Here is a 13,905-nt window from a genome sequence, read left to right on the forward strand (position 1 = left end):
ACACCCACTTCGATACCCGTGCACTGGTGCTCAACGGCTTCCTGGCACTGGACTCGATTTTTCTCGGCAACATCAACCTCGACCGCATCAAGGCCGACAACTGGACCTTGGACCTGACCGCCCGCTACAAYGTGGCACAACGCTGGCAGTTCGACATCAACGTCCCCGTGATTTATCGCGAATCAACGTATTCCTCCGGTGGCGCCGGTGGCGCAGGCCCGGTGACGTCAGACGCAACCGTTACCCGCGATCCAACCATCGGCGATGTGAACGTCGGTGTTGCTTACAAGTTTCTGGATGAGACGGCCAGTCTGCCCGACTCGGTCTTTACACTGCGCCTCAAGGCGCCGACCGGTGATGACCCTTACGGCATCAAGCTGGTCAATGACCCGAACAACGATAACCTCTCGGTACCCGAAGACTTGCCTACCGGCAATGGTGTCTGGTCGATCACCCCCGGAATCTCGCTGGTCAAGACCTTCGACCCAGCCGTGCTGTTCGGCAGCCTGGCCTACACCTACAACATGGAAGAATCTTTCAGCGACATCAGCCCTCAGGTCAACTCCAAGGTGCCTGGGGACGTGAAGCTGGGCGACTCCTGGCAGGTCGGCGCCGGCATTGCATTCGCCTTGAACGAGAAAATGAGTATGTCGTTCTCGTTCACCGATCAGTTCGCCCGCAAGAGCAAGATCAAGCCGGATGGTGGCGATTGGCAATCGATCACCAACAGCGATTACAACTCGGCCAACTTCAACATCGGCATGACCCTGGCAGCATCCGAAAACCTGACGATCGTTCCCAACCTGGCCATCGGCGTCACTGACGATGCGCCAGACTTTTCCTTCAGCCTGAAATTCCCGTACTACTTCTAATAGGCAGCCACAAAAAACCCGCTTTTTCAGCGGGTTTTTTCGTTTTACTGGCAGCTAAAAACTTTCGGCTCAACGTATCTGGTGCTTATGCAACAAACGGTAAAAGGTAGGCCTGGATATCCCCAGTACTTTGGCGGCGATGCTCAAATTATCGCTGTGGCGGTTAAGTACATCGCACAAGGCCTGGCGCTCTGCCCGGTCCTTGTAGTTCTCCAACGTGCCCATCGGCGCGGCAGTGGTCTGCTGACTGATCAACCCCAAGTCGCGCGCCTCTATCTGCCGACCTTCGGCCAACACCAGGCCGCGCCGTACCCGGTTAGCCAGCTCACGCACGTTGCCTGGCCAGTCATGCTTGCCCATGGCAATCAGCGCGTCATCGCTGAAACTGCGAGGACGGCGGCCGGTTTCATGGCTGTAGTAGTGGGCAAAGTGGTTGGCCAGCATCGACAGGTCGGCATGGCGCTCACGCAGTGGGGCGGTGACGACTTGTAGTACGTTCAGGCGATAGTACAAATCCTCGCGAAAGCATTTGTTTTCGATCATGGCCTCAAGGTCTACGTGAGTCGCCGCCAAAACCCGCACATCCACCGGAATCGGCTCACCGCCACCGACACGCTCGATGTGTTTTTCCTGTAGGAAACGCAGCAGGTGAGCTTGCAGCTCCAAGGGTAAGTCACCGATCTCATCGAGAAACAGTGTGCCGCCATTGGCCGCTTCGATCCGTCCGACCTTGCGTTGATGGGCCCCCGTGAAGGCCCCCTTCTCATGGCCAAACAGCTCTGACTGGATCAGGTGTTCGGGAATCGCACCGCAATTGATCGCCACAAAAGGTTTGCTGTGGCGCTGGGACTGACGGTGCAGGGTGCGGGCCACCAATTCCTTACCGGTACCGCTTTCACCACGAATCAATACCGGAGACTCGGTGGGCGCCAGCTTGCACAGCAATTTTCGCAGCTCACGAATCGGCTTGCTGTCGCCAAGTAGCTCGTGCTCATCCTGATTCACGTGAGTCGTGCCGCCCTGCCCGCGCAGTCGCGCCATGCCGAACGCCCGCGCCAGCGTGACTTGAACGCGGGAGGCTTCGAATGGCAAGGTATGGAAGTCGAAAAACCATTCAAAAACGAAATCCCCGGCATTCTGCAAGCGCAGCACATCCTGATTGAGCACAGCGATCCACTCGGTGCCACTGCGACTGATCAGCCCTTTGACAGGATCGGGGTGTTCCAGATGAAAGGGTTGTAAACGCAACAGGCCAACGTCGCAGATTCGATCGGTGGCGTTTTCCAGGGAACAGCTATCAACATCCCACCCCAAAGAGCGCAATCCCGGTATCAGATGATGGCATTCGTCACAGGGATCTACTACTAACAGACGTCGTAACGCAGGCGTTTCGATCATGACTGTTCCTTGACGCCAAATTTTAGGAAATATTATTAAAAACAGTCATTTGGCTGACATGGCTGTAACATTAGCAAGAATTTGACAGGGCCTTGTATCGATTGACTATAGAAGCGCTACATAATCAGTTATAAAAAAATTATTTGTGAGCAGACTAACGAATCGAATCTTTCATTCAGCTTTCAAAGTTGCCTCCTGCATTAAGCATATGAAAGAAAGTTGAAATTTTTTTTGATTGTGTGTGACCTGACCGACTGTTGGGGGCATCAGTACAAGTAACCAGCCGGACGGTAAGCCCAACCGACGGCATATCACTTGATTGGGCATACAGAGAGAAGACCCTATGACCGCCCCGCTCCGTATCAACGAAGCTCTTTTGATTGCCGACCGCGCCTTCCAACCCTTCCAATGCGTCGCCTGGGCTCAACAAGACGGCAATGGCGAACTCTGCATCACCGTCATTGACCGCACCAATACCCATATCGGTCACACCCAAATCCCCAGCAGTGCCTATTCCGATCCTGCACAACTCGAACTCCTGCTGCAGCAGGCCCGTGCCGAGTTGAGCCAGGAAGGTTATGAACTGCAATTCTGGTCCATGCCGCATTAAGGGGTTTGCGGATTACGTCATCGTAATCCGCCCCTTCGCCTTCTATCCAATTGGCTGTTTTCAACAGTAACAACGTACCCACACTCCAACTTTGCCGTATCGAACTACTTGGCAGACTTGTCAGTGGTTCGAAAAGACACTGTTCTGGCACACAGTGACCCTCCGCCTGTTAGTTATGACAGTTGTGCGATCATTCATTCAGGGATTGAATGTTTAGCAGGCAGTTATCCTCCTGCCCCCCTCGGGTTTCGGTCAGCTCGCAAGGAGATGCGCGCATGCCACACCAGACGGCTTTTGCCCTACCTGAATCGCGGTACATACCTGGCGACCTGGATCACAGTTTTGCCTGCAGTGGCAAAACCCAAGTGTATTTCGCCGGTAGCATTACGAGCCTCGCCAACAGCGTGGACATTGACCCCAATGGTCGCGTGCTGGTGGCGGCGACCGTCGGCATGCCGAATGGCAGCTGTTTTGGCCTCGCTCGATTACTGGAAGATGGCTCGGCGGACCTCGCATTTGGCACTAACGGCAGCGTTATAGGGCAGTTCCAGCGCGGTCACGAGGCAATGGCAGGCAAGGTCCACGTTCTCGCCAACGGCCACATTCTGGTGGCAGGCCTCCACTATGAAAGCGCTCACCGAACGCTGCCAGCACTGGCGCTGTTTGATTCGCAAGGTCACCCCGTCGAACACTTCGCTGACAACGGGCTTTGTGTCGTACGCCTGCCGGGGAACCTGTCCCTGGGCATGCGTAATCTCTGGCTCCCTCCTGGCGTTCCGGGGGCCGAAGCCTGCGACGTACAGGTCCAGGCTGACGGCCGAATCCTGCTGCTCGCCAACCACCATTTCGAACTGGCCGATCATGTCGGCCTGCTGATCCGCCTCACCCGCCAGGGCGAGCTGGACACGTCCTTCAACGGCCGCGGTTTTGTGATTGTCAGGCATTTACTGATGAACTCCTGGCTCAGCAGCCTGATGCTGCAACGCGATGGTCGCATCATGGTGGGAGGATCGGTCAATTTCCCCGAAGAAGGCTTACTGGCCCGCTACCACCCCGACGGCCGTCTGGATGAGTCCTTCGCCCTGAATGGCTTTATGACGTTCAGGGCTGCGGAACACGGCGCTCAGGTCAGCCAGATCATCGAGCAGGACGACGGTGACTTGCTGTGTCTTGGCAGCAGTCGCGACCCGATGCACTGCCTTGCCTTGAAAGTACACAGCAATGGTCTCCCGGACGCTCATTGCAACGGCGGCCAGCCTCAACTACTGAAAATTGGCCGCAGCGGCTGCCAGTGGACTGACGCCCGGCGCCAGTCAGATGGTCGTGTGCTGGCGGTTGGCGCCACCATCGGCGGGATCGAAGCCGATTTCCTGTTAGCCCGCTATTTACCCGGCGGGCAGCTCGACCCCGGCTTTGCCGAAGGCACTTGCTGGGTTCGCACACGTCTGGGCCGCCGCCTGGACACCGCGATGTCGGTGGCCATTCAGGCTGACGGAAAAATCGTCGTGGGAGGTTATTCACTGGATGGCAACTACAAAGCCGTTGTAGTGCGCTATCACGGCTAGGCTGAACCGCGTCCCCGCGCTTGATATTCCGATCTTGTTACGGCAAGTTGCGCGCTTCTTAAAACAAGGAGTAGCCGATGTCCGGTTCAATGGCCCAGGCGTTCGCGCATAACTTTCTCGGCCAATCACCGCGCTGGTACAAGGCGAGCATTCTCGGTTTCCTGATACTCAACGCACTGGTGCTGTGGACGGTCGGTCCGGTCGCAGCCGGTTGGTTGCTGGTGCTGGAATTCATTTTCACCCTGGCCATGGCGCTCAAGTGTTATCCGCTGATGCCCGGCGGCCTGCTGCTGATCGAAGCACTACTGCTGAAAATGACCACGCCACAGGCGTTGTATGACGAACTGCTGCACAACTTTCCGGTGATCCTGCTGCTGATGTTCATGGTGGCCGGCATCTACTTCATGAAAGACCTGCTGCTGTTCCTGTTTTCGCGCTTGCTGCTGGGGGTTCGTTCCAAGGCGCTGCTGGCGCTGATGTTCTGCTTCCTTTCTGCATTCCTGTCGGCCTTCCTGGATGCCTTGACCGTTACGGCGGTGATTATCAGTGCGGCTGTGGGGTTTTACTCGGTCTATCACCGCGTCGCTTCGGGCAATGATCCACGCCAGGACAGCGAGTTCAGCGATGACCAGCACTTGCCCCAACTCCACTATGAAGACCTCGAACAGTTCCGCGCCTTCCTGCGCAGCCTGTTGATGCACGGTGCTGTAGGCACGGCGCTAGGCGGGGTGTGCACGCTGGTGGGTGAGCCGCAGAACCTGCTGATCGGTCATGAGATGGGCTGGCATTTTGCCGAATTCTTTCTGAAGGTTGCCCCGGTTTCGCTGCCGGTGCTGGTCGCCGGCCTGGTGACCTGCGTGCTGCTGGAGAAACTGCGCTGGTTCGGTTACGGCACGCTGCTGCCGGACAACGTCCGCGCGGTATTGGCCAACTATGCCGCCGAAGACAACGCCGAACGCACCGCACGCCAGCGCGCCGCCTTGTTGGTACAAGGCGCCGYAGCGTTGATCCTGATAGCAGGGCTGGCGTTTCACATCGCAGAAGTGGGCCTGATCGGTTTGATGGTGATCGTGTTGATCACCGCGTTGACCGGCATCACCGACGAGCACCGTATCGGCAACGCGTTCAAGGACGCCATGCCGTTCACCGCGTTGCTGGTGGTGTTTTTCGCGGTGGTGGCGGTGATTCACGACCAACAACTGTTCGCTCCGCTGATTCATTGGGTATTGACGCTGCCAACCAATCAGCAACCGGGCATGCTGTTTATTGCCAACGGCTTGCTGTCCGCCATCAGCGACAACGTATTTGTGGCGACCATTTACATCACGGAAGTGAAACAGGCGTTCATCAGCGGCCAAATGACCCGCGAACACTTCGAGACGCTGGCCATTGCGATCAACACCGGGACAAACCTGCCCAGCGTGGCGACGCCCAATGGTCAGGCCGCGTTTCTGTTTCTGCTGACCTCGGCGATTGCGCCGCTGATTCGCCTGTCATACGGAAAGATGGTGTGGATGGCGTTGCCGTATACCGTGGTGATGGGCGTGTTGGGCTGGTATGCAGTGAGTTTCTGGCTGTAACACAGACTAAAACTGCGCCCCACCCATCATCCAACGCTGTGCCAGACGCGACCGTCACGGGCCAGCAGCTCATTGGCGTCGGCCGGGCCGTCCTCACCGGCCGCGTAGTGCTGAACGGTCGCGTCCTGCTGCCAGGCATCGAGGAACGGCTGCACGGCGCGCCAGCCGTTCTCAATGTTATCGGCGCGCTGGAACAGCGTCTGATCGCCGGTCAGGCAATCGTAGATCAGGGTTTCATAGCCGGTGGACGGCTGCATTTCGAAAAAGTCCTTGTAGGCAAAACCCAGTTCGATATTAGCCATCTTCAACGCCGGGCCAGGCCGTTTGGCCAACAGGTCGAACCACATGCCCTCGTTGGGCTGGATCTGGATCCGTAGGTAGGTCGGTTGGAGTTCATCGACCTCGGTGTCACGGAACTGTGCATACGGCGCCGGCTTGAAGCAGATAACGATCTCGGTATCACGCACGCTCATGCGCTTGCCGGTACGCAAGTAGAACGGCACACCGACCCAGCGCCAGTTGTCGATCATGACTTTGAGCGCCACGTAAGTTTCGGTCGTGCTGTCAGGCGCCACGTTGTTTTCCTGGCGATACCCCGGCAACGGCTTACCGTCGACTTCGCCGGCGGCATATTGACCGCGGACCGAGTTGGCCCGTGCCTCTTCGGTGGACCAAGGGCGAATGGCCCCCACCACCTTGGCTTTTTCGCCACGAACCGCATCGGCGCCAAAAGCGGCCGGCGGTTCCATTGCTACCATCGCCAGTAACTGGAACAGGTGGTTGGGCACCATGTCTCGCAGGGCGCCGGTGTGTTCATAAAAACTGCCACGGGTTTCCACGCCGACGGTTTCGGCGGCGGTAATCTGTACGTGGTCGATGTAATGGTTGTTCCAGAACGCTTCAAACAGGCTGTTGGAAAACCGGCTGATGAGAATGTTCTGCACGGTTTCCTTGCCCAGGTAGTGGTCGATCCGGTAGATCTGGTTTTCCGTCATCACCTTGAGCAAGCACGCATTCAACGCTTCGGCGGTTTGCAGATCGGAGCCGAACGGTTTTTCGATGACTACCCTTCTGAACGCTTCTGGCGTCTCTTGCAGCAAACCCGCCGCGCCGAGCCGACGCACCACTTCGCTGAAGAAACGTGGCGCGGTCGCCAGATAGAAAACCGCGTTGCCCGTGCCGCTGGCGGCAATTTTTGCCGCCAGCGCTTGATAAGTGCTGGCGTCCAGGAAGTCGCCCTGGACGTAGCTGATGCCTTGGGCCAGTTTGTCCCACACCTGTGGATCAAGGACTTGATCGCCCTTGCCGACCTTGGCGGCCACTTCGCTTCGAATGAAGTCTTCGAGCTTGCGGGCAAAGGCGTCGTCAGTGATAGCGTTGTGGTCAACGCCGATGATCCGCAATCCAYCCCCCAGCAAACCGTCGCGACTAAGGTTGTACAGCGCCGGCATCAGCAGGCGCTTGACCAGGTCGCCGTGGGCACCGAACAGGAACAGCGTGGTCGGTGGTGCAGGTTCTGCCTTGGATTTATTGCGGATCAGACCGGTCATTTTTTCGAAGTCTCCACGTGGCCGCCGAAGCCGAAGCGCTGGGCAGAGAGAATCTTGTCGCCGAAGGTGCCCTGGCCGCGCGAGCGGTAGCGGGAGAACAGCGAGTTCGACAGCACCGGTACGGGCACCGATTGTTCCATGGCGGCTTCGATTGTCCAGCGACCTTCGCCGCTGTCAGCCACCGAGCCGGAAAAGCCCTCGAGCTTCGGATCGCTGGCCAGCGCGTCGGCGGTCAGGTCGAGCAGCCAGGACGAGACCACGCTGCCACGGCGCCAGACTTCGGCAATGTCAGCGACGTTCAGGTCGAAACGCTGGTCTTGCGGGAGGTTGGTGCTGGCTTTGGTTTTGAGAATGTCAAAACCTTCGGCGAAGGCCTGCATCATTCCGTATTCGATGCCGTTGTGGATCATCTTCACGAAATGCCCCGAACCTGCGGGGCCGGCGTGGATGTAGCCTCGTTCAGCGCGATCGTCATCGGACTTGCGGTCCTTGGTACGTGGAATATCACCCAGGCCCGGCGCCAAGGTATCGAACAACGGATCAAGGCGTTTAACCACCTCGGCATCGCCGCCGATCATCATGCAATAGCCGCGCTCCAGGCCCCAGACGCCGCCGGAAGTGCCGACGTCGATGTAGTGCAGGCCTTTTTCCGACAAGATTTTGGCCCGGCGGATGTCGTCCTTATAGAACGTGTTGCCGCCGTCGATGATGGTATCGCCGGCTTCAAGCAAGCTGCTCAGGGTGTCGATGGTGTCTTCGGTCGGTGCGCCAGCAGGCAGCATGATCCAGACCGCTCGCGGTTTCGCCAGGCCAGCGACCAGGGCTGGCAAGTCGGCGACGCCGGTGGCGCCCTCGGCCGTCAAGGTGTCGATGAAGGCGGTATTGCGGTCGTAAACGACAGTGGTATGCCCATTGAGCATCAGGCGCCGCGCAATATTGCCGCCCATGCGGCCCAGTCCAATGATCCCGAGTTGCATGTGCTGATGCTCCCTACTACAAATAAAGTGTGTCAAAGGTATAGCCCAACGTGGCTCATGGGGTTAGTCCAGAGCGTTGGCACATAGTTTCCGGGGGCATTGTGCCCGATCCTGACTGATAACGCCGGTAATCGCGCCGAAGGCACAGCGACCATGAAAAATAAAAAAGTTCCCTTGGGACGAAAAAGAAATCAGAATCTGCGCCGATAGTGGATCAGTACCCGCTTAACAGGGGCAGTTCTACAGTTGAGTCAGCCATTTGCGAGGTGAGCAATGGGCACAGTACACACAGCACGACCAGCACAAACCCTTTACGTCACGATCCATCGCGACGAATTACGCCAGTTGAAAGAAGAGCGCGACCTCTTGAAGCAGGAACTCGCGCAGTTGCGCCAACTGACTCAAGGCACTCAGTCGAAACCCTTGCCCGTTAAGCAGCGCGCCCCCCACGCCTGATTTTTTCAGGTGAATCGGAGACAGCCTTCTGCTGTTTCCGACCTCGTTTTAGCCCCCGCGATATACCGCAACTCACAAATTTTTCACATTTTCTTATTGATACTGCCACTCATTATGGCCGCTCGGTTCTCGTGTGGTTTCTGTTCGTCGACAATGGAAGGCTCGACGTCGTAATGATTTCTGGCTGGAGCGTTGCATGGCTTTGTTTAAACGCAGCAATACGTCTGCGAACGGTTTCGATTGGGCAGGATTTCTCTGGCTATTTCTGTTCTTCTGGTATTTCTCCGGCATCACTCAATTACTTATCCAACTGACCGGCACCTCGGGCTTCACCGGGTTCCGGCAGGCCTTTGTGATGAGCGCCATCTGGCTGGCGCCGATGCTGCTGTTCCCTAAGCAGACGCGCGTGATGGCGGCGGTGATCGGTATTGTGCTGTGGGCCTGCTCGATGGCCAGCCTGGGTTACTTCTTTATTTATCAGCAGGAATTTTCCCAGAGCGTCATCTTCATTATGTTCGAATCGAACATCTCTGAAGCTGGCGAGTACATGACCCAGTATTTCGCCTGGTGGATGGTCGCGGCATTCCTCGCCCACACGCTGTTCGCTTATTTTCTGTGGACTCGCTTGCGCCCGATTTACCTGCCGCGCTGGAAGGCGCTGGTGGCAGCGACGGTCATTGTGGTTGCCGTGGTCGGTTACCCACTGGTCAAGCAGACCGCGCGCACCGGCAGTTTCGCTGAAGGCTTCGATAAGTTCGAAACCCGCATCGAGCCCGCCGTGCCTTGGCAGATGGCTGTGGCTTACCACCGTTATCTCCAGACCCTGGCGGGCATGCAGGACATGCTGCACAGCGCGAGCAAGATTGCTCCGCTGAAAAACCTGACGGATACGATGGCCAACAAGCCGGCGACCCTGGTGCTGGTGATCGGCGAATCCACCAACCGTCAGCGCATGAGTCTCTACGGTTACCCGCGTCAAACCACGCCGGAACTGGACAAGCTCAAGGATCAACTGGCGGTCTTCGACAACGTCATCACCCCGCGTCCTTACACCATCGAGGCGTTGCAGCAGGTGCTGACCTTCGCTGACGAAGACAACCCGGACCTTTACCTGTCCACGCCGTCGCTGGTCAGCATGATGAAACAGGCAGGTTACAAGACGTTCTGGATCACCAACCAGCAGACCATGACCAAGCGCAACACCATGCTGACGACCTTCTCCGAGCAGGCCGACGAGCAGGTRTACCTGAACAACAACCGTAACCAGAATGCCGCGCAGTACGACGGCGACGTGATCGAGCCCTTCAACAAGGCTTTGGCCGATGCTGCGCCGCGCAAGCTGATCGTTGTGCACTTGCTCGGCACGCACATGAGCTACCAGTACCGTTATCCAGCGGCGTTCGACAAGTTCAAGGACCGTAAAGGCGTACCGGATGGCGTGCGCGATGATCAGGTGCCGACGTACAACAGCTATGACAATGCCGTGCTGTACAACGACTTCGTCGTATCGAGCCTGATCAAGGACTACGCCAAGTCCGATCCGAACGGATTCCTGCTGTACCTCTCCGACCACGGCGAAGATGTGTTCGACTCTGTCGGTCATACGACCCTTGGGCGTAACGAGAACAAGCCGACCGCGCCGATGTACACCATTCCCTTCATGGCCTGGGCTTCGCCAAAATGGCGTGAAAACCATGACTGGAGTTTTGCCGCAGACCTGAGCCGGCCTTACAGCAGCTCGCAGCTCATTCATACCTGGGCTGATCTGGCCGGTTTGAATGCTGATGAACTGGACCGCAGCAAGAGCCTGGTCAGCGCCAGCTTCAAGCCGCGCCCGTTGATGATCGGCAACCCGTATGAGCGTGAAGCGCGTCCGCTGATCGACTTCAGCCTGATGAAGCCGAAAACCGATCCGGCAGTCGTTCAAAAGTAGATGTATTCAGGGGCCGTTTTCGGTCCCTTTTGCTGTGCCCCTGCGCAACACTTCCCCGCTACGCACCGTCACGTTGAACCTGGACGGGAGGCTCCAACGTGCTCATTCCCATTTGAGAAAATCGGCGGATAATGTCATTTCGACATTGGTTCACGGACGAAAAGGCCCCCGCTACACGTAATGGGAGACTCACCCATGAAACGTACACCCCTGATCCTCGCCAGCCTGTTGATCTTCAGTTCAGCCACAGCCCTTGCAGAACATGGTGGCGAACGCATGCGGTACTACTACGAAAAATTGCATCTCGCGCAACAGAAGGCTAATGGCTTCGAGATCAAAAACATCGAACTGCCAGTACCCAGCGATCCCACCGCACAAATGACCGAGTCTTATAAACCGAAGTAATTCAAGCCAGCCGGGCGTCCTGACGGGCGCCCTTTTTTATGCCTGATCGATACATTCAGGCGCGCTTAAAGACTCTTGGTCCAGAACAGCATGCGGCCATGGGCCGGATCGAACATGCCAGCGGCAAAACCGAACTTGTCGTAAGAAGCTTGCGCGACCGCATTGCCTTCGAGAACTTCCAGGGTGATCTTGCAGCATCCACGCTGGCGGGCAATGTCTTCAACCTTTTGCAGCATCTTTTGGCTCAGCCCCAGACCGCGAAACCGCGGCACCACCGACACGTCGTGCACGTTGACCAGCGGCCGGCAGGCAAAGGTCGAAAAACCTTCGAAGCAATTGATCAGCCCGGCCGCCGCGCCGTCGACAAAGGCCAACACACTGAAGGCATGGGGACGCTTGGCCAGCTCCCCCGGCAATTGCAGCAGGATATCCTCGGGCAACGCATGCCCGCCGCCCATAGGGTCTTGCGCATAGGCATTGAGCACCGCACCAATCGCCTCGGCATGCACCGGGTTGGTGTAGCTGGCCTGAAGTACAAGAATGTCTGCGGATTCCCTTCCCATCGTTGCTATCCCATCGTGGTCCCGGCGCGTCGCTCGCGCCGCAAAGTCGAAGGACATTATCGTGAGTCGCCATCGCCGACAACCTGATCCTGCCTCAAACGCCCCAGATCAGCGTCTCGGTCCATCCCAACTCGGCAAAATCGGCCGCCCTCAGCCCCGACTCGCCGGCGCAGAAAAACTCGTCCAGTTGCGGCGGTGCGACCGCGGTGCCACTGAGCATGGCGTGGACCTGGCCGCGATGATGAAGCTGGTGTTCGAACAGATGGGACAGCAGGCGCAAACGGCTGTCATGTTGCGGCGAGTCCCGGGCGATGGTCACGATCCGCCCGAGGTCGGCGTCGCGCAATTGCTCGCAGTAAGCGATCAATCGATTGTCCACCAGTGATTGCTCGCGCCTGAGATCAGCCCCGACGGTGAACGGCAGGTCTTTTTTGAAAAATACGTAGCAATCGTGATGTGGATCGTCACCGCGCAACTCGCGCTCCAGCGCATCCACGTAAAACCAGTCGCAGGTCAGGATGTGATTGAGGGTGGCGATGAGACTGGGGAAGAAGCTGACCCGTGGAGCGGCCAGTTCGGCCGGACTCAACTGGTTCCAGGCCTTGGCGAGTCGGTAATTGGCCCAGGCGTTCTGATAAGCCATGGTCAGCAAATGATGAGAAAGGGGCTGATTCATCTTCGCGGCTCCCGGTATTTAGGCTTCAGCGAAACGTTGCAGCTGCATTTCCTGTAAACGGCTTAATGTGCGGCGGAACGGGAATTCCAGATACCCTTCGGTGTACAACGCCTCCATCGGCACCTGCGCTTCGAGGTATAGCGGCACTTTGCGGTCGTAGCACTCGTCCACCAACGCGATGAAACGGCGAACGCCATCGTCGTGCACCGACAATTGCGGCAGCTCGCGATCCCCCGCAACCACGTGTTCGGCAGCGTCTTCTGTGCCTCGGGCAATGCGCCCCTCACGTTTTTGCGCGCTGAGGTTGGGCACTTCACTCAATAGAATAGCGCTGTAGGTGTCGCACAGGGACATGAAGTCCATGGCCGAAAAAGGCTGCTCGCACAGGTCGGCATAACGACACCACAGCACGCTGGCGCTGGCCTGCACGGCATTGACTTGACGGTAGCCGACTGTGACCGGCTCGCTGGAAACGGACTGGCCGACGGTCAGCGCCTTGAACACGTCACCGAGCGCGTCGGGATGCGTGGTATCGCTCACCCAGTAACGCTGCAACGCAGCACCCGGGTGCAGACGATGGTCTTCGCTGCCCTCCACGGCGATCACCTGCATGTGCTGCTTGATCGCCTCGATGGCGGGCACAAAGCGATCGCGATTGAAGCCATCGGCGTAGAGCTGATCCGGCGGCTGGTTGGAGGTACACACCATCACCACGCCTTGCTCGAACATCACCTGAAACAAGCGCCCGAGAATGATCGCATCACCGATGTCGTTGACGAACAGCTCGTCAAAACACAGCACGCGCACTTCCTCGCTCAACTCGCGCGCCAATGTCTTCAACGGGTCGGCGGTGCCGGTCAGTTGAAACGAACGCTGGTGCACCCAGCCCATGAAATGGTGGAAATGTTGACGTCGGGCCGGAACGCGCAGAGTTTGGTAGAACTGATCCATCAACCAGGTCTTGCCCCGCCCGACCGGCCCCCACAGGTAAACGCCCATGATCGGCGTTCGCCCTTCATGCAAGGCTTCGTGGCATTTTTGCAGCGCCCACACGGCGTGCTCCTGGGCTTCGTCCTGGACAAAACCCTTGTGCTCGATGGCGTGTTGCCAGGCGCTTAATGGAGAGTCGACTTTCATGGGCAGGAGTATACGTCCCTTATGCGTACGGACTGTAGCAGCTGCCGARCCTGCGAGGCTGCGTCCGGCGACGCAGTCGCCGTAAAACCAGGCACTGCGGTGTAACAGAAAACCGCATTCGCAGGATCTACGACGACTGCGTCGCCGGACGCAGCCTCGCAGGCTCGGCAGCTGCTACGGGGC

At 57.8% G+C, this 13,905-nt stretch carries 13 protein-coding genes; 7 read left to right on the forward strand and 6 right to left on the reverse strand.

The window, feature by feature from the left end:
- Positions 1-872 (forward strand): hypothetical protein (locus AC1DSG_RS18955; RefSeq protein ID WP_477792254.1); only part of this gene is annotated, 872 nt, incomplete at its 5' end.
- Between the two features lie 69 nt (positions 873-941).
- On the opposite strand, the gene AC1DSG_RS18960 is transcribed toward AC1DSG_RS18955, so the two are convergent.
- Complete coding sequence (locus AC1DSG_RS18960) at positions 942-2,270, reverse strand: sigma-54 dependent transcriptional regulator (RefSeq protein ID WP_477792255.1); 1,329 nt, start codon at positions 2,268-2,270, stop codon at positions 942-944.
- 343 nt (positions 2,271-2,613) lie between these two features.
- Here AC1DSG_RS18960 and AC1DSG_RS18965 point away from each other — a divergent pair, with 343 nt between their 5' ends.
- The 3 genes from AC1DSG_RS18965 (at position 2,614) to nhaB (ending at position 6,025) form a co-directional block, all read left to right on the forward strand.
- Positions 2,614-2,880 (forward strand): hypothetical protein, encoded by a 267-nt coding sequence (locus AC1DSG_RS18965; RefSeq protein ID WP_477792256.1) that lies wholly within the window; start codon positions 2,614-2,616, stop codon positions 2,878-2,880.
- Between the two features lie 275 nt (positions 2,881-3,155).
- A complete protein-coding gene (locus AC1DSG_RS18970; RefSeq protein ID WP_477792257.1) occupies positions 3,156-4,445 on the forward strand; it encodes a hypothetical protein in 1,290 nt (429 codons plus the stop codon).
- A 77-nt stretch (positions 4,446-4,522) separates the two neighbouring features.
- On the forward strand, positions 4,523-6,025 hold the full coding sequence (nhaB, locus tag AC1DSG_RS18975; RefSeq protein WP_477792258.1) for a sodium/proton antiporter NhaB: 1,503 nt from the start codon (positions 4,523-4,525) through the stop codon (positions 6,023-6,025).
- A 26-nt stretch (positions 6,026-6,051) separates the two neighbouring features.
- On the opposite strand, the gene zwf is transcribed toward nhaB, so the two are convergent.
- Positions 6,052-7,575, reverse strand: coding sequence for a glucose-6-phosphate dehydrogenase (gene zwf / locus AC1DSG_RS18980; RefSeq protein WP_477792259.1), 1,524 nt, complete (start codon positions 7,573-7,575; stop codon positions 6,052-6,054).
- On the reverse strand, positions 7,572-8,552 hold the full coding sequence (gnd, locus tag AC1DSG_RS18985; protein WP_477792260.1) for a phosphogluconate dehydrogenase (NAD(+)-dependent, decarboxylating): 981 nt from the start codon (positions 8,550-8,552) through the stop codon (positions 7,572-7,574). The genes zwf and gnd overlap by 4 nt, the downstream gene beginning before the upstream one ends.
- Before the next feature lie 273 nt (positions 8,553-8,825).
- Between gnd and AC1DSG_RS18990 the strand changes: the two genes are divergently transcribed.
- The 3 genes from AC1DSG_RS18990 (at position 8,826) to AC1DSG_RS19000 (ending at position 11,346) form a co-directional block, all read left to right on the forward strand.
- A complete protein-coding gene (locus AC1DSG_RS18990; RefSeq protein WP_477792261.1) occupies positions 8,826-9,008 on the forward strand; it encodes a DUF6026 family protein in 183 nt (60 codons plus the stop codon).
- A gap of 196 nt (positions 9,009-9,204) precedes the next feature.
- A complete protein-coding gene (locus AC1DSG_RS18995; RefSeq protein WP_477792262.1) occupies positions 9,205-10,941 on the forward strand; it encodes a phosphoethanolamine transferase CptA in 1,737 nt (578 codons plus the stop codon).
- 195 nt (positions 10,942-11,136) lie between these two features.
- Positions 11,137-11,346 carry a DUF2790 domain-containing protein gene (locus AC1DSG_RS19000; protein ID WP_477792263.1) on the forward strand — a complete coding sequence of 70 codons (210 nt, stop codon included), beginning with the start codon at positions 11,137-11,139 and terminating at the stop codon, positions 11,344-11,346.
- Between the two features lie 65 nt (positions 11,347-11,411).
- On the opposite strand, the gene AC1DSG_RS19005 is transcribed toward AC1DSG_RS19000, so the two are convergent.
- The 3 genes from AC1DSG_RS19005 to zapE form a co-directional block, all read right to left on the reverse strand.
- A complete protein-coding gene (locus tag AC1DSG_RS19005) occupies positions 11,412-11,909 on the reverse strand; it encodes a GNAT family N-acetyltransferase (protein WP_477792264.1) in 498 nt (165 codons plus the stop codon).
- Positions 11,910-12,003: 94 nt separating this feature from the next.
- Positions 12,004-12,585 carry a DinB family protein gene (locus AC1DSG_RS19010; protein WP_477792265.1) on the reverse strand — a complete coding sequence of 194 codons (582 nt, stop codon included), beginning with the start codon at positions 12,583-12,585 and terminating at the stop codon, positions 12,004-12,006.
- Positions 12,586-12,603: 18 nt separating this feature from the next.
- Positions 12,604-13,722, reverse strand: coding sequence for a cell division protein ZapE (gene zapE, locus AC1DSG_RS19015; protein ID WP_477792266.1), 1,119 nt, complete (start codon positions 13,720-13,722; stop codon positions 12,604-12,606).
- Positions 13,723-13,905 lie beyond the last annotated feature (183 nt).

Source organism: Pseudomonas sp. P5_A12 (assembly GCF_056400685.1).

What these genes read in the sequence shown, in the direction of transcription:
- AC1DSG_RS18960 (WP_477792255.1), bottom strand. Translation starts at nt 2,270, where the DNA reads ATGATCGAAACGCCTGCGTTACGACGTCTGTTAGTAGTAGATCCCTGT.
- AC1DSG_RS18965 (WP_477792256.1), top strand. Translation starts at nt 2,614, where the DNA reads ATGACCGCCCCGCTCCGTATCAACGAAGCTCTTTTGATTGCCGACCGC.
- AC1DSG_RS18970 (WP_477792257.1), top strand. Translation starts at nt 3,156, where the DNA reads ATGCCACACCAGACGGCTTTTGCCCTACCTGAATCGCGGTACATACCT.
- gnd (WP_477792260.1), bottom strand. Translation starts at nt 8,552, where the DNA reads ATGCAACTCGGGATCATTGGACTGGGCCGCATGGGCGGCAATATTGCG.
- AC1DSG_RS18990 (WP_477792261.1), top strand. Translation starts at nt 8,826, where the DNA reads ATGGGCACAGTACACACAGCACGACCAGCACAAACCCTTTACGTCACG.
- AC1DSG_RS19000 (WP_477792263.1), top strand. Translation starts at nt 11,137, where the DNA reads ATGAAACGTACACCCCTGATCCTCGCCAGCCTGTTGATCTTCAGTTCA.
- AC1DSG_RS19005 (WP_477792264.1), bottom strand. Translation starts at nt 11,909, where the DNA reads ATGGGAAGGGAATCCGCAGACATTCTTGTACTTCAGGCCAGCTACACC.
- AC1DSG_RS19010 (WP_477792265.1), bottom strand. Translation starts at nt 12,585, where the DNA reads ATGAATCAGCCCCTTTCTCATCATTTGCTGACCATGGCTTATCAGAAC.
- zapE (WP_477792266.1), bottom strand. Translation starts at nt 13,722, where the DNA reads ATGAAAGTCGACTCTCCATTAAGCGCCTGGCAACACGCCATCGAGCAC.